Annotated in this window: 18 protein-coding genes; 12 read left to right on the forward strand and 6 right to left on the reverse strand. The window is 74.7% G+C overall.

Annotated features, from left to right (window positions below):
* The coding region (locus UW392_RS14235; RefSeq protein WP_320775331.1) for an SbcC/MukB-like Walker B domain-containing protein at positions 1-645 on the forward strand (645 nt) is incomplete at its 5' end.
* Between the two features lie 7 nt (positions 646-652).
* Here the strand turns inward: UW392_RS14235 and UW392_RS14240 are convergent.
* A complete protein-coding gene (locus UW392_RS14240) occupies positions 653-1099 on the reverse strand; it encodes an Lrp/AsnC family transcriptional regulator (RefSeq protein ID WP_320775332.1) in 447 nt (148 codons plus the stop codon).
* A 135-nt stretch (positions 1100-1234) separates the two neighbouring features.
* On the opposite strand from UW392_RS14240, the gene UW392_RS14245 reads away from it, so the two are divergent.
* Both UW392_RS14245 and UW392_RS14250 read left to right on the forward strand, forming a co-directional pair.
* A complete protein-coding gene (locus UW392_RS14245) occupies positions 1235-1723 on the forward strand; it encodes a rhodanese-like domain-containing protein (RefSeq protein ID WP_320775333.1) in 489 nt (162 codons plus the stop codon).
* A 21-nt stretch (positions 1724-1744) separates the two neighbouring features.
* Positions 1745-2260, forward strand: coding sequence for an immunity 21 family protein (locus UW392_RS14250; protein WP_320775334.1), 516 nt, complete (start codon positions 1745-1747; stop codon positions 2258-2260).
* Between the two features lie 76 nt (positions 2261-2336).
* On the opposite strand, the gene UW392_RS14255 is transcribed toward UW392_RS14250, so the two are convergent.
* The 3 genes from UW392_RS14255 to UW392_RS14265 form a co-directional block, all read right to left on the reverse strand.
* Complete coding sequence (locus UW392_RS14255; protein WP_320775335.1) at positions 2337-4025, reverse strand: DUF885 domain-containing protein; 1689 nt, start codon at positions 4023-4025, stop codon at positions 2337-2339.
* Positions 4026-4176: 151 nt separating this feature from the next.
* On the reverse strand, positions 4177-5433 hold the full coding sequence (locus UW392_RS14260) for a GNAT family N-acetyltransferase (RefSeq protein WP_320775336.1): 1257 nt from the start codon (positions 5431-5433) through the stop codon (positions 4177-4179).
* A 148-nt stretch (positions 5434-5581) separates the two neighbouring features.
* Entirely contained in the window at positions 5582-7162 is a 1581-nt protein-coding gene (locus UW392_RS14265) for an alkaline phosphatase D family protein (RefSeq protein ID WP_320775337.1), read from the reverse strand.
* Between the two features lie 287 nt (positions 7163-7449).
* Between UW392_RS14265 and UW392_RS14270 the strand changes: the two genes are divergently transcribed.
* The 9 genes from UW392_RS14270 (at position 7450) to UW392_RS14310 (ending at position 16710) form a co-directional block, all read left to right on the forward strand.
* Entirely contained in the window at positions 7450-7950 is a 501-nt protein-coding gene (locus tag UW392_RS14270; RefSeq protein WP_320775338.1) for a hypothetical protein, read from the forward strand.
* The gene (locus tag UW392_RS14275; RefSeq protein ID WP_320775339.1) at positions 7934-8896 is read left to right on the forward strand and encodes a DUF2156 domain-containing protein; all 963 of its coding nucleotides are present in this window, start codon (positions 7934-7936) and stop codon (positions 8894-8896) included. The genes UW392_RS14270 and UW392_RS14275 overlap by 17 nt, the downstream gene beginning before the upstream one ends.
* A gap of 45 nt (positions 8897-8941) precedes the next feature.
* Positions 8942-10075, forward strand: coding sequence for an acyl-CoA dehydrogenase family protein (locus tag UW392_RS14280; protein ID WP_320775340.1), 1134 nt, complete (start codon positions 8942-8944; stop codon positions 10073-10075).
* Positions 10076-10135: 60 nt separating this feature from the next.
* Positions 10136-11278 (forward strand): SDR family oxidoreductase, encoded by a 1143-nt coding sequence (locus UW392_RS14285; protein WP_320775341.1) that lies wholly within the window; start codon positions 10136-10138, stop codon positions 11276-11278.
* Positions 11275-12699 carry an aminotransferase class III-fold pyridoxal phosphate-dependent enzyme gene (locus tag UW392_RS14290; RefSeq protein ID WP_320775342.1) on the forward strand — a complete coding sequence of 475 codons (1425 nt, stop codon included), beginning with the start codon at positions 11275-11277 and terminating at the stop codon, positions 12697-12699. The genes UW392_RS14285 and UW392_RS14290 overlap by 4 nt, the downstream gene beginning before the upstream one ends.
* Positions 12700-12835: 136 nt before the next feature.
* Complete coding sequence (locus UW392_RS14295) at positions 12836-13300, forward strand: SRPBCC family protein (protein WP_320775343.1); 465 nt, start codon at positions 12836-12838, stop codon at positions 13298-13300.
* Positions 13275-13835: a flavin reductase family protein gene (locus UW392_RS14300; RefSeq protein WP_320775344.1), complete on the forward strand. Its 561-nt coding sequence runs from the start codon at positions 13275-13277 to the stop codon at positions 13833-13835. The genes UW392_RS14295 and UW392_RS14300 overlap by 26 nt, the downstream gene beginning before the upstream one ends.
* On the forward strand, positions 13832-15154 hold the full coding sequence (locus tag UW392_RS14305) for an FAD-dependent oxidoreductase (protein ID WP_320775345.1): 1323 nt from the start codon (positions 13832-13834) through the stop codon (positions 15152-15154). The genes UW392_RS14300 and UW392_RS14305 overlap by 4 nt, the downstream gene beginning before the upstream one ends.
* Before the next feature lie 287 nt (positions 15155-15441).
* A complete protein-coding gene (locus tag UW392_RS14310) occupies positions 15442-16710 on the forward strand; it encodes a wax ester/triacylglycerol synthase domain-containing protein (RefSeq protein WP_320775346.1) in 1269 nt (422 codons plus the stop codon).
* Here the strand turns inward: UW392_RS14310 and UW392_RS14315 are convergent.
* Both UW392_RS14315 and UW392_RS14320 read right to left on the reverse strand, forming a co-directional pair.
* Positions 16679-17551 carry an SAM-dependent methyltransferase gene (locus UW392_RS14315; protein WP_320775347.1) on the reverse strand — a complete coding sequence of 291 codons (873 nt, stop codon included), beginning with the start codon at positions 17549-17551 and terminating at the stop codon, positions 16679-16681. The genes UW392_RS14310 and UW392_RS14315 overlap by 32 nt on opposite strands.
* 52 nt (positions 17552-17603) lie before the next feature.
* Complete coding sequence (locus UW392_RS14320; RefSeq protein ID WP_320775348.1) at positions 17604-19175, reverse strand: ABC1 kinase family protein; 1572 nt, start codon at positions 19173-19175, stop codon at positions 17604-17606.
* Positions 19176-19197: the final 22 nt, after the last annotated feature.

Below are 19197 nucleotides of genomic sequence, written 5' to 3' on the forward strand. Positions count from 1 at the left end.
CGGGACGCCGCCGACCGGCGGCGCACCGAACTCGACCGGCTGTCCGCCCGCGCCACCGGTGCCGCCCGCGCACTGGCCCCGCTGCGCGAGGAGCACGAGCGGGTCGCGCGGCTCTCCGCGCTGGCCGCCGGGACGGCCGCGGACAACGAACGCCGGATGCGGCTGGAGGCGTACGTCCTCGCGGCCCGGCTGGAGCAGGTCGCCGCCGCCGCGACCGTGCGGCTGCGCCGCATGTCCTCCGGCCGGTACACCCTCGTCCACTCCGACGACCGTGCCGGGCGCGGCCGCAGCGGCCTCGGGCTGCACGTCGTCGACGCGTGGACCGGCCGGGAGCGGGACACGGCGACGCTGTCGGGCGGGGAGACGTTCTTCGCCTCCCTCGCGCTCGCCCTCGGTCTCGCGGACGTCGTCACCGACGAGACCGGCGGCATCCGCCTCGACACCCTCTTCATCGACGAGGGCTTCGGCAGCCTCGACGACCAGACCCTCGACGAGGTCCTGGACGTCCTCGACTCCCTGCGCGAACGGGACCGCAGCGTCGGCATCGTCAGCCACGTCGCCGACCTCAGGCGGCGCGTCCACGCCCAGCTGGAGGTCGTCAAGAGCCGCACCGGTTCGCGGGTGCGGCAGCGCGGCGCGGGGTGAGCGCCGGTCAGCGGCCCACCGGCCGCCGGGGGAGCGGCGAGGAGTAGACGACGCTCGTCGTGACCGAGCCGAGCGTGCCGATCCGGCCCGACACCTCCTCCAGGTGCCGCATCGAGCGGGCGGCGACCTTGATGACGAAGCAGTCGTCGCCGGTGACGTGGTGCGCCTCCAGGATCTCCGGCGTGACGGCGACCAGGTCGTGGAACGGTCTGTAGTTGCCGGTGGGGTAGCGCAGCCGGACGTAGGCGAGGATCGGCAGGCCGAGCCGCTCGGGGTCGACGACGGCCGCGTACCCCTGGATGACGCCCGCCTCCTCCAGGCGCCGCACCCGTTCGGTCACCGCGCTCGCGGACATGGAGACGGCCCGCGCCAGCTCGGCGAAACTGGCCCGGCCCTCCCGCTGGAGGACGTCGAGAATGCGCCAGTCGGTGGCGTCCGGTGAATACTCGGTCATGGGGGATGGATAACAGGGAAATCCCCGGCAGATCAAGCGGAAGGCCGGGGAACGTCTCTGTCGGGAGCGGTGCGGCAGCCGTAGATTTTCGGTCGGAGAACCGAACCTCTGAAACCGCCAGAAAGAGACACAGCGATGACCGTGACCGCTCCCACCGAAACCGCCGCTCCTGCCGAGGCCGCCGCTCCCGCCACCGCTTCCGAGGCCGCCGCCTACTTCCGTGCCAAGCTCGCCTTCCACACCGACCCCGCCGACGTGGGCGCCGCCCTCGCGGCCGGCGGCGACCCCGGATTCGTCGTCGTGGACTCCCGGTCCACCGCCGCCTGGGAGCAGGGCCACGTCCCCGGCGCCGTCCACCTGCCGACCGCGCTGATCCCGGCACAGGCCGCCCGGCTCCTCGACCCGGCCGTGCCGGTCGTGACGTACTGCTGGGGCCCCGGCTGCGACGGCGCCGCCCGCGCGGCCCTCGCCCTCGCCGAACTCGGCTACCGCGTCAAGGAGATGGTCGGCGGCTTCGAGTACTGGGTGCGGGAGGGACTCGCCCACGAGACGTGGCGAGGCGTCGAGCGCGAGCCCGCCGACCGCCTCACCGCTCCCGTGGACGCGGCCGACTGCGGCTGTTGATCACCGTGTAGGTTCTGCCGCATGGTGCGATACGCGGAGCCGGGCGTGGTGGACTGGGTCGAGTCGGGCGGCGGGCCGCTCATAGCGGTGCCGGAGACGGTGCTGCCGTTCTGGACCGGCGCCGACGGCGAGGAGACCGCCTCCGACTACGACCGGGCCTGCGAGGTCGACGGACAGGCCGGACTCCTCCCGGTCGGCGACGCGGCCGCCCTCGTCCTCGGCGACGAACCCGCCGCGACCGCGTTCCTGCCGGAGCACAACGCCTTCGTCCGCTGGTGCGCGGGAGAGGACGAGAGCGAACTGCTGGGATCCGTCCCCGGCGCGCTCGCCACCGCCGAGTGGGAGCCGGAGCTGACCTGGCAGATCCCCGGCGCGCTGCTGCTCTTCGACGCGGCCTGGCCGGGCGGCGCCTGCGAGTCCACCGACCACGTCCGGGTCGCCCTCGACCCGGGCCGCTACGCCGTCCGCGCGGCACACGTCCGGCCCGGCCCGGAGACCTGGCTGGCCCTGGTGCAGCTCCGCCCCCTGCACAGCTGAGGCCCGGCTCCGCGCACCGGGCGCGGCCGGGCGGCGCGTCGTCCGCCATGACCGGCCGCGCCACGGCTCACGGAGTTCACAGCCGGGCGAGTTCGTCCACCAGGTCGTCCAGGCCCAGCGAACCCTGCGACAGCGCGGCCATGTGCCACGCCTTGAGGTCGAAGGCGTCGCCGTGCCGCTCGCGGGCCTTCTCCCGGCCGAGCAGCCAGGCACGTTCGCCGAGCTTGTAGCCGATCGCCTGGCCCGGGATGGTCAGGTAGCGGGTCAGCTCGCTCTCCACGAAGTCCGCGGGACGGCTGCTGTGCGAGCCGAAGAACTCCTGCGCCAGCTCCGGCGTCCACCGCTCGCCCGGGTGGAACGGCGAGTCCGCCGGGATGTCCAGCTCCAGGTGCATGCCGATGTCGATGATGACGCGCACCGCCCGCATCATCTGCGCGTCCAGGTAGCCGAGCCGGCTCTCGGCGTCGGTGAGGAAGCCCAGCTCGTCCATGAGCCGCTCCGCGTACAGCGCCCAGCCCTCGGCGTTGGCGCTGACCAGGCCGACGGACGCCTGGTAGCGCGACAGGTTCTCGGCGACGTGCGCCCACTGCGCGAGCTGGAGATGGTGACCGGGGACGCCCTCGTGGTACCAGGTGGAGACCAGGTCGTAGACCGGGAAGCGGGTCTGTCCCATGGTCGGCAGCCAGGTGCGGCCCGGCCGGGAGAAGTCCTCCGACGGCGCCGTGTAGTAGGGCGCCGCCGCGCTGCCGGGCGGGGCGATGCGCGACTCCACCTTCCGCACGCGCTCGGCGAGTTCGAAGTGCGTGCCGTCCAGCGACGCGATCGCCTCGTCCATGAGGCCCTGCAGCCAGTCGCGGACCTCGTCGACGCCCTCGATGTGCCGGCCGTGCTCGTCGAGGTGGGCCAGCGCCACCCACGGCGTCGCGGCGCCGGGCAGGATCTTCTCGGCCTCCTTCTTCATCTCGCCGAGCAGGCGGTGGTACTCGGCCCAGCCGTACGCGTAGGCCTCGTCCAGCTCCAGGTCGGTGCCGTTGTAGTAGCGGGCCCAGCGGGCGTAGCGCTCCCGGCCCACGGTGTCCGAGGCGCCCTCGACCGCCGGCGCGTACACGTCGCGCATCCAGCCGCGCAGCTCCACCACGGCGGCGGTCGCCGCGCGGGCCGCCTCGTCCAGCTCGGCGCGGAGCGCGTCCGGACCGGCGGACGCGAAGTCCTCGAACCAGCCGCGGCCCTCACCCGTGTCGGCCCACTCGCCGAGCTGTTCGACGAAGGTCGCGGTCGGCCGGGGCGCGGCGAACAGCTTCCGCTCCAGGCCCAGCGCGAGGGAGTCGCGGTAACCGGCCAGCGCGCCCGGCACCGCGCGCAGCCGCTCGGCGATCCGGCCCCAGTCCTCGTCCGTCCGCGCCGGCGTGATGGCGAAGATCTCGCGCACCGAGTGCGCGGGGGTGCCCATGTTGCCGACCGAGCGCAGCCCCTCGTCGGCCTCGTGCACGGCCAGCTCCGCGGTCAGCCGCTCACGCAGCAGCCGGGCGCAGCGCCGCTCGGCGTCGCTGTCCCCGCCGGGGCGGCGCTCCGCCTCGTCGAGCCGGGCGAGCGTGGTCCGCGCCAGCTCCGCCAGGGCCTCCTGGCCCGCCGGGGAGAAGTCGGGCAGCCGGCTGGAGCTGTCCGGCACGCCCAGATACGTACCGGTGACCGGGTCGAGGGCGATGAGCTCGTCGACGTAGGCGTCGGCGACCTCGCGGGGAAGCGGGCTCTTGGTGTCTGACATGCGGACATCCTCGTACGGAGAGCGGTACCGCGTCAGCCCGGTGGGCCGGGACGGCCGCCCCCGACGGCCGGATTTCGCTCACGGCCGATCCCCGCGCCGCGGGCTGCCGTGCCCTGCTCCCGGCCGAGCCCCTCCCTCCGGCCGCCGTGCCCTACTCCCGGCCGACCGGCTCGCCGTGCGCCTCCTGGGCCGTGGCCGTGGTCGTCGCCGGGTCCAGGCGGGCCGTGATCACCAAGGTGCCCTCCTCGATCTGGTAGTCGAGGGGGAGGCCGAGGCCCCGCATGGCGGTGACCATGCCGGTGTTGGACGCCTGTGTCACGGCGTACACGCTCGCGCAGCCGGTCCCGGCGGCCATCGCCACGAGCCGGCGGAGCAGCTCGGCGCCGACGCCCCGGCGCTGCCACGCGTCCTCGACGAGCAGCGCGACCTCCGTCTCGTCGCCGTCCCACAGCAGGTGGCCGAGGCCGACGATCCGCCCGGCGGGGGTGGCCACGGCGAGGGTGCGGCCGTAGCGCGGGCTGAGCAGGTGGTTCAGATAGCGGTCGGCGTCCCCGACGGGTCCGTGGTAGCGCAGCCCGAGGGTGCGCTCCGAGCAGCGCTCGTGCATCGCCTTCGCCGCCGCGAGGTCGGCGGGCCCGGCGCGGCGGACCGTGAGGCCGGTGCCCTCGGGCAGCGCCAGCGCCTCCCCGTCGCGCGGCACCCGCGGGCCGAGCCGGGCGTCCAGTTCGACCAGCGCACGCGCCCGCGCGAACTCGGTCGGCGTGAACGGCAGGTACGGCCGCTCGACGGTGATGGCACCGCCCTCGGGCGTGCGCAGCCGCATGACCGTGTCGGCCGGCATCCCTTCCACCGGCAGGCCGCGGGAGCCGCTTCCGCCCGCCGGGGCGGGCAGCGACCGGATCGTGCACCGGCCCAGCAGCTGCCGCAGCGCCAGCGGCAGCTCCGCCGCGTCGACGGCCGTACGGGCGGCGAGCCCGAGCACCCGGGTGGGCGCGTCTACCAGGTCGTGGGCGTCGGCGCGCTCGCACCAGACGTCCCGGCCGCCCGCGGCCGTCACCGTCCCGGTCAGGGCGGACACGGTCAGCTCGCCCGGGGCGCGCAGCAGGAACTCGTCCACCGTGCCGACGGCCAGCGGGTGCGTCTGAAGGCTGAGGATGTCCACCCGCCGCTCGGCGAGGGCCGTGCAGAGCACGGCCAGCGAGCCCGGCTCGTCCTGGACCGTGGTCCGCATCCGCCACAGGGCGCTCTCCCCGGCTCCGGCCCCGGCCCCGGCCGAGGGCGGCGGGGCGCCCGTATCGTCCGTCGGCGGCGCCTGGCCGTGCCGTCGTGTGCGCCGTGTCCAGCGCGTCCACAGGTTCGCCGTACGGTACTGCTCGGTGTGTGCCGCGTGGGACATGTCTCGACTCATGCGGCCAGCGTGAAGGAACGGTGTTGCGTGATCACGAACGCCTTGTGTCCGATGGGTAAAGAGTGCGTTTTGCCCATAAAAATCATGTACGTGATGTCGCGCACCGGGGGATGACTCCGGTGCGCGACGCCCGTACAGATTACGGGAGTTACTGGCCGACCCGCCCCGGCTGGAGGACCTTCGTGAACAGCACCGTGCCGTCCTGCTCGCGCAGCCGCACCGTCATCTCGCCGCTGTCCCCGTCGATGTCGACCTCGCCGAAGAACTGGTAGCCCTCGGCGGGCGAGACGTTCGACGCGGTCGGCGCCTTCACGAAGACCCGCTCCGGACCGAACGTACCGTCCAGCGCGCTGGCCGGGAACGCGCCCGCGTTCAGCGGCCCCGAGACGAACTCCCAGAACGGTTCGAAGTCGGTGAACGCCGCGCGCGAGGGCTGGTAGTGCTGCGCCGAGGTGTGGTGCACGTCCGCCGTCAGCCACACCGTGCCCGTGATCCGCCGGTGCTTGACGAACCGCAGCAGCTCCGCGATCTGCAGCTCGCGCCCGAGCGGCGCGCCCGGGTCGCCCTGCGCGATCGCCTCGAAGTGGGCCTTCCCCTCGGTGGCGTCCGGCACGACCAGACCGATCGGCATGTCCGCCGCGATGACCTTCCACACCGCGCGCGACCGCGCCAGCTCCCGCTTCAGCCACTCCAGCTGCTCGCGGCCGAGGATGCCCTGCGGGTCGGTGGTCTGGTCGTCGGCCGAGTTGGCGTTGCGGTACGTCCGCATGTCCAGGACGAACACGTCCAGGAGCGGGCCCTGGCGCAGCACTCGGTGCACCCGGCCCTCGCGGTCGCCGGGTTTCAGCGTGGAGATCGGGAAGTACTCGGAGAACGCGCGCCGCGCCCGGACGGCGAGTACGTCGGCGTCCTTGACCGTGTAGGCGCTGTCCGTGATCACCTCACCCGGGTACCAGTTGTTGCGCACCTCGTGGTCGTCCCACTGGATGATCGACGGGACCCGGGCGTTGAACCGGCGCAGGTTGTCGTCGAGCAGGTTGTAGCGGAAGGCGCCGCGGAACTCCGCCAGCGTCTCCGCCACCTTCGCCTTCTCCTCGGTGGTGACGTTGCGGTACAGGCTGCCGTCGGGCAGGGCCTGCGTCGACGGTATGGGGCCGTCGGCGTAGATGGTGTCGCCGCTGCACAGGAAGAAGTCGGGGTCGAGCCTGCCCATGGCGTCGTAGATACGGTAGCCGCCGATGTCGGGGTTGATGCCCCAGCCCTGTCCCGCCTGGTCGCCGGACCAGGTGAAACGCACTCCGTCGCGGCGCCGGTCGGAGGCGGTGCGGAAGGTGCCGGTGACCGGCTCGCCGGTGCGGCGCGGGTCGTCCGGGTCGGCCAGCAGCACCCGGTAGTGGATCTGCTCACCGGCCGGCAGGCCGCTCAGCCGGGTGGTGCCGGTGAAGTCGGTGCCGGAACCGAGCAGCGGGCCCCGCCACCGGCGCGGGTTGCGGAACGACTCGGTCGCCGACGTCTCGACGATCATGCGGGCCGGCCGGTCGGACCGTACCCACACCAGACCGGAGTGGGCGCTCACGTCGCCCGCCTGCACGCCCCAGCCCGCCGACGGGCGGCCGGACCGGGCGAAGGCGGGCGCCGCGCCGAGGGAGGTGGGCAGGGCGAGCGCCGCCGACGCGGCGAGGGAGCCGCGCAGGACACTGCGGCGGCCGGGGAACGGACGGGCTGACATGGATGCGGCCTCCAGGACGAACGGGACGGGACGGGACGGGACACGGCGGGGCGGGCCGGTGGGGCACCGGCCGCCCAGCAGAGCCACACCTACGGGTGCGGGGAGGCGCGCACGCGAACCAGAGGTGAACAGCGGCCGCGCGCCCGGCGCACCGCCCGCCCAAGTGCCCGCGCCGTACGAGGGGTTGGAGGCGCCCGCGCGTAAAGAGAGTGACAGACCACAGCGACGGGCCCGGCCGGGGCCGGGCCCGGGACCGAACGCGCAACCCGCGCACATCTGGAGCGCCCGTGGACGCCAAGAACCGCTTCGAGACGAGAACCACCTTCGCCCTCTCCCGGCTCGAATGGCTGGGCTTCCTGACCGTCTCCCTGGTACTCGCCTTCCAGCACCGCACGGAGATCAGATGGACGGTGTTCGTGCTGCTGTTCGTCGTGATCGACGTCGTCGGCTACCTGCCCGGGGCGATCGCCCACCGGCGCAGCCCGGACCGCCGGATCGCCCGCGGCTACTACGTCGCCTACAACGTCATGCACAGCCTGGTCACGGCCGGGCTCGTCGCCGGGGCCTGGGCCCTGTTCGTCCGGCCCGAGTGGGCGCTGCTCGCCCTGCCCGTCCACCTCATGGGCGACCGCGCCCTCTTCGGCAACTCCCTCAAACCGTTCGGCGTCGCCTTCGAACCCGCGCCCGACCCGGACTTCGCGGAGTTCGAGCAGCGGCACCGCCCGGTCTTCCCCGGCCGTCCGCCCGCGACCGCTCCCGTGGAGGGCACGCATGCCGTCGGTGCTTGACGCCCTCGCCGCGCACAGCGACAACCCCAGCTCCTTCCTCGCCCTCAACAGCGGCAACGAGTACTTCCGCGACGACCGCTCCGACGGCGCCTGCGCCTACCGCACCTCCGGCCGGTACGTGCTGCAGTTCGGCGGCCCGTTCTGCGCGCGCGAGCACCGGGCGCGACTGCTGGACGCCTTCGTGGCGCACGCCGGCCGGCGCCTGGTCGCCGTGCAGCTGCAACGCGCGGACGCCGAGCTGTACGCGGCGCACGGCTTCACCGTCAACCAGATCGGCGCCTCCTACGCCGTGGACCTCTCGCGTTTCACCCTGCGCGGCTCGCGGTTCGTACGGCTGCGCAACAAGATCTCCCGGGCCCGGCGCGCGGGTCTTGAGGTCGTCGAGATCGGCCACGGCGACGACTGCGCCGAGCTGGACGGCCTCGACCGGGTCTGGCTGCGGGACAAGGGACGGCACGTCAAGGAGTTGCGGTTCCTCGTCGGACAGCGCACCGGCGGGATGCAGTGCCACCGCCGGCTCTTCGCGGGCCGTATCGACGGCACGGCGGTCGGCTACATCAACTACGCGCCGGTGTACGGCAGCCGCCCCGGCTGGCTGCACGACCTCAGCCGACGGCGGCCGGACGCGCCCCCCGGAGTGATGGAGGCGCTCAACGCCACCGTCATGGAGCGGCTGGTCGCGGAGGGCGCCGACTGGCTGCACTTCGGGTTCACCCCGTTCACCGGACTCGACCCGCGCGAGGAGCTCCCCGGCGCGAGCCCCCTGTTCACCCGGTTCGCGCACTGGCTCGCGGCGCACGGCGAGGCCGTGTACCCGGCCGCCTCGCAACTGGAGTACAAGCAGAAGTGGGCCCCGCACGAGGTCCTCCCCGAGTACATCGCGTTCCTGGGCCGTCCCCGCCCCGGCGCGGTGTGGCGGCTGCTGCGCGCCACCAACGCCGTATGAACACCACTTCCGTCGACCGGAGCCACTCAGGAGGACCGCACGTCCATGAGATTCCTAGAGCGTGAACGCGAGACCCTCGCCAAGCTCCTGCCGGAGCTGGACCCGGCGCTGCGCGAGACACCGCTGATGGAGCTGGAAAGGCCGGGCAGCCCCGGCATCCGGCTGTTCCGGGAGAGCGGCGGCCCCGGGCTGCTGGTCCCCGAGGCGTACCAGGGCCGGGGCGCCACCGCCCTGGACGCACTGCGCGTGCAGCGGGCCCTCGGCAGCCGCTCACCGTCCCTCGCCGTGGCGACCACCATGCACCACTTCTCCATGGCCACCCTGGTCGGTCTCGGGAGGCTCGGGGACGGTCCGGCGTGGCTGCTCGTCGAGGGCGTGGCGGCCGGGAACCGCGTCGTCGCCTCCGGGTTCGCCGAGGGCCGCAGCGGCACCGGCGTCCTCGACCCGTCGATGACCGCCCGCGTCACCGGTGACGGCGTCCTGGTCAACGGCGTCAAACGCCCGTGCAGCCTGGCCCGCTCCATGGACATCCTCACCGCCAGCGTCCTGATCCCGCGCGAGGACGGCCGGGGCGACGAACTGGCCGTCGCGCTGGTGCCCGCCGAGAGCGAGGGGCTCTCCGTCAGCGGCTTCTGGTCCAGCGCGTTCCTGGCCGGCGCCGAGAGCGAGCAGGTCACCCTCACCGACGTACTGGTACCGCCGGAACTGGTGCTGCGCACCGCCACCGTCGCGGGCGAACGCCTCGACGACCTGCAGACCGCCGGGCTGATCTGGTTCCAGACCCTGATGACCGGCAGCTATCTCGGAGCGGCGAGCGCGCTGGTGGAGCGGGTCCTGCTCAACGACCGCATCCCGGAGCACGAGCGGGTCCGGCTGTTCGTCGAGACCGAGGCCGCGATGGCCACCGCCGAGGGCGTGGCGCGCCGCGTCGACTCCGGCGACCTCGGCGAGTCCGCCCTCGCGCAGGCGCTGTTCACCCGCTACGGCGTGCAGGACGCCCTCGGCCGCATCGTGCCGCGCGCGGTCGAACTGCTCGGCGGCCTCAACTTCATGACCTCCGACGAGGTGGGTCACCTCGCGGCCAGCGCCAACGGGCTCTCCCTGCACCCGCCGTCCCGCACCCGGATGACCGGCCCGCTCTCCGCGTACCTGGCGGACAGTCCGCTGACCATCGCCTGACGGCCCGGCCCGCGGCCGTACCCCGGCAGTACGTCGCCCCAGTTCCCCTTGGAGCCGAACATGCCGCGAGACCTCTCGCGTCCCGCCCCCCTGCCCACCGTCCGCCCATCCGTCCGTCCCACCGCCCGTCCCTCCGTCCGGCCCACCCTCCTGCTCACCGGCGGCTCCGGCGTGCTCGGCCGCGCGCTGATCGACGAGCTGGTGCCCCACTACGACCTGCTGTGCCTGCGCCGCACCCGGTCGCTGGGGGACCCCCGGGTCCGGGAGATCGAGGGCGACCTGCTCGCCCCGCGGTTCGGTCTCACGCCCCGGGCCTGGTACGAACTCGCCCTGCGCGTCGACGTCGTCGTGCACTCCGCCGCCGCCACCAACTGGCACATCCCGCCCGCGGAGATCGTCCGCACCAACATCCTCGGCACGGAGACCGTCCTCGACCTGGCCGCCCGCGCCGACGCGCCCCTCTACCTGGTCAGCACGGCGTTCGTCGCCAACACGCCGTCGGAGGAGGACCGGGAGCGCTTCCCCGGCGCCGCCGCCTATCTCGACTCCAAGGCCCGTTCCGAGCAGCTGATGCGCGAGTCGGGCCTGCCCGGCGCCATCGTGCGGCCCTCGGTGGTCATGGGGGACTCCGTCACCGGGCGGATCGCCGGGCAGCAGGGCCTGACCAAGACGATCGGCGCGATGGTCCTCGGGCAGGTGCCGGTGCTCCCCGGCGCCCCCGAGGCCCGGATCGACATGGTGCCCCAGGACTACGTCGCGCGGGCCGTCGGCGACCTCGTCCGGGGCGGGGTCGGCAGCGGCGAGTACTGGCTCACCGCCGGCCGGCAGGCCGTCGAACTCCGGGAGATCGCCGACACCTGCGCGGACTTCGCCGCCCGCCTCGGCCTGCCCCGGCCCGAACGGCCCCGGCTCATCCCGGTCGAGGCGGTGCACCGGCTGCTGCTGCCGATGCTGGAGGGCACGTCGCTGCCCCGCTCGGTGAGCCGCCGCTTCCGCTACTACGCGGAACTCCTGCTGGTGTTCCAGAGCGAACTGCCCTTCGACAGCTCTCTCGGCGCACCGCACTGCGGCACCCGCCTCACCCACGCCGACATCCGCGCCGCGCTCGTCCGCAACCTGGAGAGCTGGTCCGAGGACCGCTCCGCCCGGCCCGCCCCGCGCCGCGGCCCGGTCGCGCAGACCCCCACGGAGGTGGCGTCATGACCGTCTCACCCACGGCCCCGGAAGCCGCCCCCGCCGGCTCGGACACCGCGACCACCGGATCGGAAGCCGCCCCCGCCGGCTCGGACACCGCGACCGCCGGTGCGGGCCCGGGGCCGAGGACGGAGGCCGGTGTCGGCCCGGGTCCGACGACGGAGGCCGGTGTGGGCCCGGGTCCGACGACGGAGGCCGGCGAGGACGTCGTCGGCCTGTACCAGCGGCACATCGGCACCGGCCGCGCCGTGATGGGCCGGGTCATGGGCGGCATGGCCGAGGTCCGCTCCGAGGGCCCCTGGATCCACGCCGACGACGGCCGCCGCTTCCTCAACTTCGGCGGCTACGGCGTCTTCCTCATGGGCCACCGCCACCCCGACGTCGTCGAGGCCGTCCACCGGCAGCTCGACACCCACCCGCTGGCCAGCCGCGTCTTCCTGGAACCCGTCGCGGCCCGCGCCGCCCGCGCGCTGGCCGCCCACACCCCGCCCGGACTGGACTACGTCCACTTCGTCAACTCCGGCGCCGAGGCCACCGAGGCCGCCCTGAAACTCGCCCGCGCCCACGGCCGCACCTCGGTGATCACCACCCGCAAGGGCTTCCACGGCAAGACGCTCGGCGCCCTCAGCGTCACCGCCAACGACGTGTACCAGACACCGTTCCTGCCGCTGCTCCCGGACGTCACCCAGGTCGGCTACGACGACCCCGCCGACCTCGAACGGGCCCTGGCGGACCGCCGAGGCACCGCCTGCGTCGTCGTCGAACCCGTCCAGGGCGAGGGCGGCGTCCGCGTCCCGCGCCCCGGCTACCTCACCCGGGTGGCGGAGCTGTGCCGGGAGTACGGCGCACTGCTCGTCGTCGACGAGATCCAGACCGGCATGGGCCGGCTGGGCACCTGGTGGGGCGTGGACGCCGAGGACGTGCGGCCCGACATCCTGCTGGCCGGCAAGGGACTCAGCGGCGGGGTCGTACCGATCGCCGCGATGATCGCCACCGCCGACGCCTACGCGCCGTTCAGCCGCGACCCGTACCTGCACACCTCCACCTTCGGCGCCTCGCCGATCGCCTGCGCCGCCGCGCTCGCCACCGTGACGGCGATGGAACGCGAACACACCGTCGCCCGCGCCGCCACCCTCGGCGTGCGCCTCCTGACCGGGGTCCGCAAGGTGTGCGATCCCTACCGGGACGGCCTGGTGCGCGAGGTCCGCGGCCGGGGCCTGCTCATCGGCATCGAGTTCACCGCCGAACAGGCGGTCGGCGAACTCCTCCTGGAGATGATCGCCCGCGGCGTGCTCGTCAACCACTCCCTGAACTCCACGCGCGTGCTGCGCCTGACCCCGCCGGCCGTGGTGGACGACTCCGCGCTCGACCTGTTCCTCACGACCTTCGCCGACGCGCTGCGCGACACGGCCGCGCGCATGGCCGGGTGACCACCGCCCGCCCGCCCGACACGCAACCGCCCCCGCACACCCGCGCCCGACACACGTACCCGCAGACGCACCCAGAAGGACCGGCACCGGGCAGGACCCGGTGCCGGGCACGACCGGGAAGGGAACCGAACACCTCATGCCCCACGTGGTGCTGCACGCGCTCGCCGACGGAGTGGACCCGGCCGAGGCCTACCGCCGGATCAGCGACTTCCGCCGCTACCCCGAGTTCACCGAGACCGTCCGCGAGGTCAGCGTCGAACCACCGCTGCCCGACGGCTCCACGATCTCCGACTGGGCCGTCGTCTTCCGCGGCGGCCTGATGCGCTGGCGGGAGCGCGACACCTACGCGCCCGAGTCGCACACCCTCGCCTTCGAGCAGCTCAGCGGCGACTTCGCCAGCTTCGCGGGCAGCTGGCGCTGCGAGGCGCGCGACGCCGGCACACTCATCGTCTTCGACGCCGCCTTCGACCTCGGCATCCCGAGCCTCGCCGAGATTCTCGACCCCGTCGCCGAGTCCACGCTGCGCCATCTCATCGGCCAGATCGTGCAGGGGCTGCTGGGGGCGGAGGTGACCGATGGGCGCGCCGCCGCTCGTGGCTGACCGGCCCGGCACCGAACCGCTGCTGCACGGGGAGCCCGGTCCGGGCACCGCGCGCTGCCTGGGCCTGTACGCCAAACTCGCCGCCGGGGTCACTGTGGTGACGGCCCGCGGCGAGGACGGCCCGCTCGGCATGACCGTCTCCGCGGTCACCTCGCTCTCCGCGCGCCCGCCGCTGCTCCTGGCCTGTCTGCGGGACGGCTCCCGCACGCTCGCCGCCGTCCGGGCCCGCCGCGCCTTCGCCGTGCACCTGCTGCGCGAGGAACAGCGGGAACTGGCCGGCCGGTTCGCGTCCCCGGCGGCGAGCGCCGCCGAACGGTTCGCGGGCACGGACACCCGGCCGGTCCTCGGCGTCCCCGTGCTGGCCGGGGCGCTCGCCTGGTCGGTCTGTCTCACCGAGGACGTGCGCCGCTACGGCGACCACCACCTGGTCGTCGGCCGGGTCGCCGCCGTGCACGTCGGCGGCGGCCGGCCGCTGCTCTGGCACGACCGCCGGTTCGGCGCCCTGACCGAGTCCGGGCCGGACGGCACCGGATGAGCGGGCCCCCGGCCGGAACGCCGTACTGGGACCCGGCGGAACTGCCCGCGCAGCCCCGGCTGCACGGCGTGGTCACCGCGGACGTGGCCGTGGTCGGTGCGGGACTGGCGGGACTGTCCTGCGCGTACCACCTCGCGGAGCGGGCCCCCGGCCTCGACATCGCGGTGGTCGACGCGCGCGGTCCGGCCGCCGGGGCCAGCGGCCGGGGCACCGGTCTGCTCGGCCCCCGGGCCGGACCGGCGGTCGACCGCGCGGTGCGGCGGTTCGGGGAGCGCGCCGCGCACCGCATGCACCAGGCCAGCATCCGCGCGGTGGAGGACGTCCTCGGCCTGTGCGACCGGCTCGACGTGCCCTGCGGGGTGCGGCCCGGGGGGCAGATCATGGCGGCCCGTACGCCCGGCGGGGTGCGGGCCCTCGCGCGCCAGGCCCGTGCCTGCCGCGCGCTCGGTCTGGACGTCCCGCTGCTGTCCGGGGCCGCCGTCCGTGACCGGGTCGGCGTCCCCCGCGCCGCCGGACTGCTGCACCGCCCCGCGGCCACGCTGGACCCGGCCGCGCTGACCTGCGCCCTGGCCCGCGCCTGCGCCGCCAAGGGTGTCCGGTTCTACGGCGACAGCCCGCTGCTCAGGGTCCACCCCGGTGAACCGGTCGGCCCCGAACTGGTCTTCCCGCACGGCCGTCTCTACGCCGGTCAGGCGGTCCTCGCCGTCAACTCCGCTGCGGGCGCCCTGGGCCTGCCCGTCGGCACCGTCCTCCCGCTGGAGGCGTACGCCGTCGCCACCGCGCCCCTGAGCGTGCCGGCGTACGAGGCGCTGGGCGGGCGCGCGGGGTACGCCGTGGTCGACGCGGCGCCCCTCGCGCCGTACTTCCGGCTGCTGCCGGACCGGGGGGTGGTCGCCGGGGGCGGCACCGCCACCTTTCCGGCCGGGCTCGGCGCGGCCCGGCTCCGGGTGGTCGGGGAGCGCGCCTGGGACCGGCTGGAGCGCTGGCTGCGCTCCCTCCACCCCGACCTCGCCCGGACCCGGATCACCCACCGCTGGTCCGGCCGCGTCGGCCTCACCACCGACGGCCTGCCGGTGGTCGGACCCGTCCGCGGCCACCCCGAGGTCTGGTACATCGGCGGCTGCAACGGCCACGGCCTCGCGCTCTCCGTCGCCCACGGCGCCCACGTGGCCGCCGCCCTCCTCGGCGAGTCCCCACCCGCCGCCCCCCTGCCCTGGCACCGCACACACGCCCCCCACCTGCCCACCCGAGGCCCCGCCCGCACTCTGCTGCGGCTCTACGGCGACGCCCTCGGCCACACGTCCCGACACCGGTGCTGACGCCTCCCGCCGGCGCCTGCCCACCCACCCGCCCACACGACGTACGCACCGGGCCACGCCCGGTTCCGGAGGGCCGGGCGCCCACCGGCCCGTGCGCCGGCCCGAGCGCCGGTCCGTGCGCCAGTCCGTGCGCGGGGCTGCCGCGGGTGCGCTGCGATTCGGTGCGATTCGCCGCGATCCGATGCGCCGCGACGCGCTCGGGCGGGCGGCGCGGCTCGCGGACGAAGGACTGCCGGGGAACGGCAGGCTGATCACCGTACCTTCCAGAAAGGCTCATGATGCGACCGATGCGTTCCGACGGCTCCCTGCCCCCGACCGTGCCGATGGGGCCCGTGGACGTCGCCTACCGACTGGCCGCGCGCGACGGGGCACTGCCCTTGCCGTTCGTCTTCGCCTTCGACGGTCCCGCGCCGTCCCTGGACTCCGTGCGCGCCCGGGTCGCCGAGCGCGCCCCCCGCATCCCCGCGCTCAACTACCGGCCGGACCCGGACGCGACCGTCTTCCGGCGGACCGGCGCACTCGCGGTGGAGCGGCATGTGCGGGAGATCGACGTGCCCGGGACCGTCGACGCCGACGCGACCGGGCGGCTGTTCCTGTCCCGGCCGATGGACGTCGAGGACGGCCCGCTGTGGGACGTGTGGCTGGTGCGCGGCACGGCCGGCGGGCACGTCCTGTGCTACCGCACCGACCACACCGTCCAGGACGGCATGGGAGCCGTCTACGCCGCACGGGCCCTGCTCGACGACCGCCCCGGCGAACAGCCCGCCGCGCCGCGCCGGGCGGCCCCGGCGCTGAGCGGCATCACCGGAGTTCTGGGCGACCTGGCCGCCGGTTTCGGCGCGCCCACGCCCAAGCCCGGCTTCGACGGCCCGGTCGGCGGCAGGACCGGTGTCCGGCACGTCACCGTCCCGCTGGCCCGGCTGCGCGCCGCCGGCCGGACGCACGGCGGCACCGTCAACGACGTGTACCTCGCCGCCCTCGCGCACGCCGTGCGCACCTGGCACCTGGAGGCCACCGGCACCGTCCACCCGCCGCTGCCGGTCGTGGTGCCGATGTCGGTGCGGGCCCCGGGCGAGGAACACGCGCCCGGCAACCGGATGGTCACCGCCCGGCTGCTGCTGCCCTGCGACGCGCCCTCGTCGACGGAGGCGGTACGCCGGGTGACCGCGGCCACGCGGCGGCTGCGGGACAGCCGTAGGCGCGACTCCTTCCGGGTGCTGCTGGCCGGCACCGCGCGGTCGGTCGGCGGCCGCCTCGGACTGCGCCTGGTCAACGGCGCGGTCGTCGCCGGCCCCGCCAGCAGCGTCAACTTCGGCGCACCGCTGCTCCACCAGGGCGCCGTCTCCCGGTGGTCGGCCGTCTACTCGGGACTGGCCTCCGGCATCCGCTCGCTGATGACCCTCACCAGCCAGCGGGACACCGCCTGCCTGACCGTCGTGCACGACGGGAACCTCGCCACCGCCGCGGAACTGCCGGACCGGTGGCTGGCGGCGCTGGCGGAGCTGGAGCGGACCGGGCCGGCGGTCAGCGCGGAGCGCCGAGTCTCCCGGTCGTGAGGAACACGGTGCGCGTCGCGGCCTCGCCGAGCACCGGCAGGTAGGGCGCGAGCCGCTCCACCACGTACGGCAGCGTGAGGAGGTCGGCCGCCGTCGCCGTCCAGCCGCGCTCCGCCCACCACCGCTCGGGCTCGGCGGTCCGCCACCGCCAGGTGACGCCGGTGGCGGCCAGGGCGTCCAGGAACGGTGTGACGGCCGGCGACGCGACGGTCTCCGCGCCGACGCACTCCGCGCCGAAGACGCTGCCCGGCGCGGAGAGCTCCGTCATGGTGGCGGCGACGGACTCGGCCTCGCGCGGCGGCAGGTGGTACAGCAGGGTCTCGGCGAGCCAGGCGGTGGGCCGCCCGGGGTCGAAGCCCACGGCGCACAGCTCCTCGGTCCAGGCCCCGACCGGGGCGACGCCGACCGTGCCGCGCCGCCCGCAGGTCGGCGGCGCCCAGTCCAGTACGTGCTCCTTGAAGGCCAGCAGCGCGGGGTCCTCCACCTCGAAGACGCGCACCCCGGCCGGCCAGTCCAGCCGGAACGCGCGCGTGTCGAGACCGGCGCCCAGCAGCACCACCTGACGGCACCCCGAACGCGCCGCGTCCAGCAGGTACTCGTCGAAGAACCGGCTGCGCACCACGGCCCAGTCCGGCAGCATCCGCTGGAGCGGGCCGTCCCCCGGCGGGCCGCCCGCGACCCGGGCCGCGCGCAGGAAGTCCCCGGCCCACGGATCACTGACGTACGGACGCTCCCGCGTCTGTTCCGCGGCGTGCGCCGCCGCCGTCCACAGGGCGACCCGGGACAGCCCGCCGGGCAGCGGAACTCCGCGGGGGGACGAGGGCCGTGCGGCGTCCTGCATGGGTACCTCCTGGACGAGAGCGGTCACGGATGCGGGAGCGGACGGCCGCGGCTCAGCGGGAGCGGCTGCGGCCGAGGAGGTAGGCCAGCGCGCCCAGGGCCAGCAGCGACCCGGAGGGGCGGACGGGACGCTGGCCACCGCGCGCGGCGGACGTCCGCGGCTCGTGGACGTGCAGGGCGAACTGCCGGTTGGCGACGTCGGCGAGGACCCCGCGCATCTGGTCGGGGCTGGTGACGGCGGTGAGCAGCAGCTCCATGGAGTTGCGGGCCACCTGGTGGCGGCCGAGGAACTCCCGGCCCAGCGCGAGCAGGATGCGCGGCACCTCGCCCTGGAAGACCTCCGGCAGCGTGATCTCGGGGGCGAGATGCCGCACCGAGCCGTCCAGGTTGGCGAAGGACTTGCCGAGCAGCGACACGGCGGGCGGCGAGCCGATGCCCCGCCGGGTCGCCTTGGCCAGCACGGTGGTCAGCGCCATGCCGAAGTTCATGTCCTCCAGGGAGAGGTGGGAGACCTTGGGCACGAACGCCGACATGTCCGAGACGAACGCCGGCATGTTCGCCCAGGACGTCACCCGGCCCATCTCCGCCCAGTGCTGGGCCAGCCCCGCGCCGTCGTTCTGGGCCAGCGTCATGAACAGCGGCAGGAGCTGGAGGCTGGTACGCCGGTCCAGTCGCCCCACCATGCCCCAGTCGATCAGCGTCGCGGGCGCGCCGGGCGCGGCGAAGACGTTGCCGGCGTGCGGGTCGGCGTGGAAGAACCGGTGGACGAAGTACCCGTGGTACATGAAGCGCAGCAGGTCCTTGCCCAGCTCGATCCGCTCGTCGTCGGTGAAGTGCCGGCGGTCGAGGTGGCGCACCGACGTCCCCGGCGCCAGCGACTGGACCAGGACGTGCGGGCCGGCGTGCAGGACCTGGGGGACCGCCAGCGTGCGGAAGGGCCGCACGTGCTCCCGGGCCTCGTCCATGTTGCGGGCCTCGCCGGTGAAGTCCAGCTCCGGCTCCATGGCGTCGAAGACGGAGCCGAGCATCGCCTCGATGTCGATGACCTCGTTGAAGCGGGGCGCGACCCGGGCGACGATCCGGGCCGCCTTGCGCATCAGCGCCATGTCGGCGAGGACGCCCTCGCGGATACCGGGCCGCTGGATCTTCACCACCGCCGGCCGGCCGCCGGGCAGGACCACCCGGTAGACCTGGGCGAGGGATGCCGCCCCGAGCGGCTCGACGGTGTCGATGTCGTCGAACCGCCGTTTCCAGTCCGGTCCGAGGTCCTGCGCGAGGACCGGTTCGAACGCGGAGAACGGCTGTACGTCCACCCGGTCGTGCAGGTTCTGGAGCTCCTCCCGCACGGACTCGGGCACCATGTCGGGCCGGGTGGAGAGGATCTGGCCGAGTTTCACGTAGAAGGGGCCGAGGCTCTCCAGGGCCTGGCGGACCGCCTTGGCGCGCCGCTGGTCGCCCGCGACGGCGTCCTCCGGTGCCTCCCGCGAGGCTTCGGCGGACGCCGCCGTCGGCCAGGCGTCCCTTCTCCGGCGTCTGAGCCCCGTGGCCTGGCCGACCTCGTCGGCGACGAGACTGCCCAGGACCTTGACCACGAGACGCAGGCGGTCACCGACGGCAGACGGCATGGTGAGCGTTCCTCCTCGGTAA

This window comes from Streptomyces sp. CRN 30, assembly GCF_034105845.1.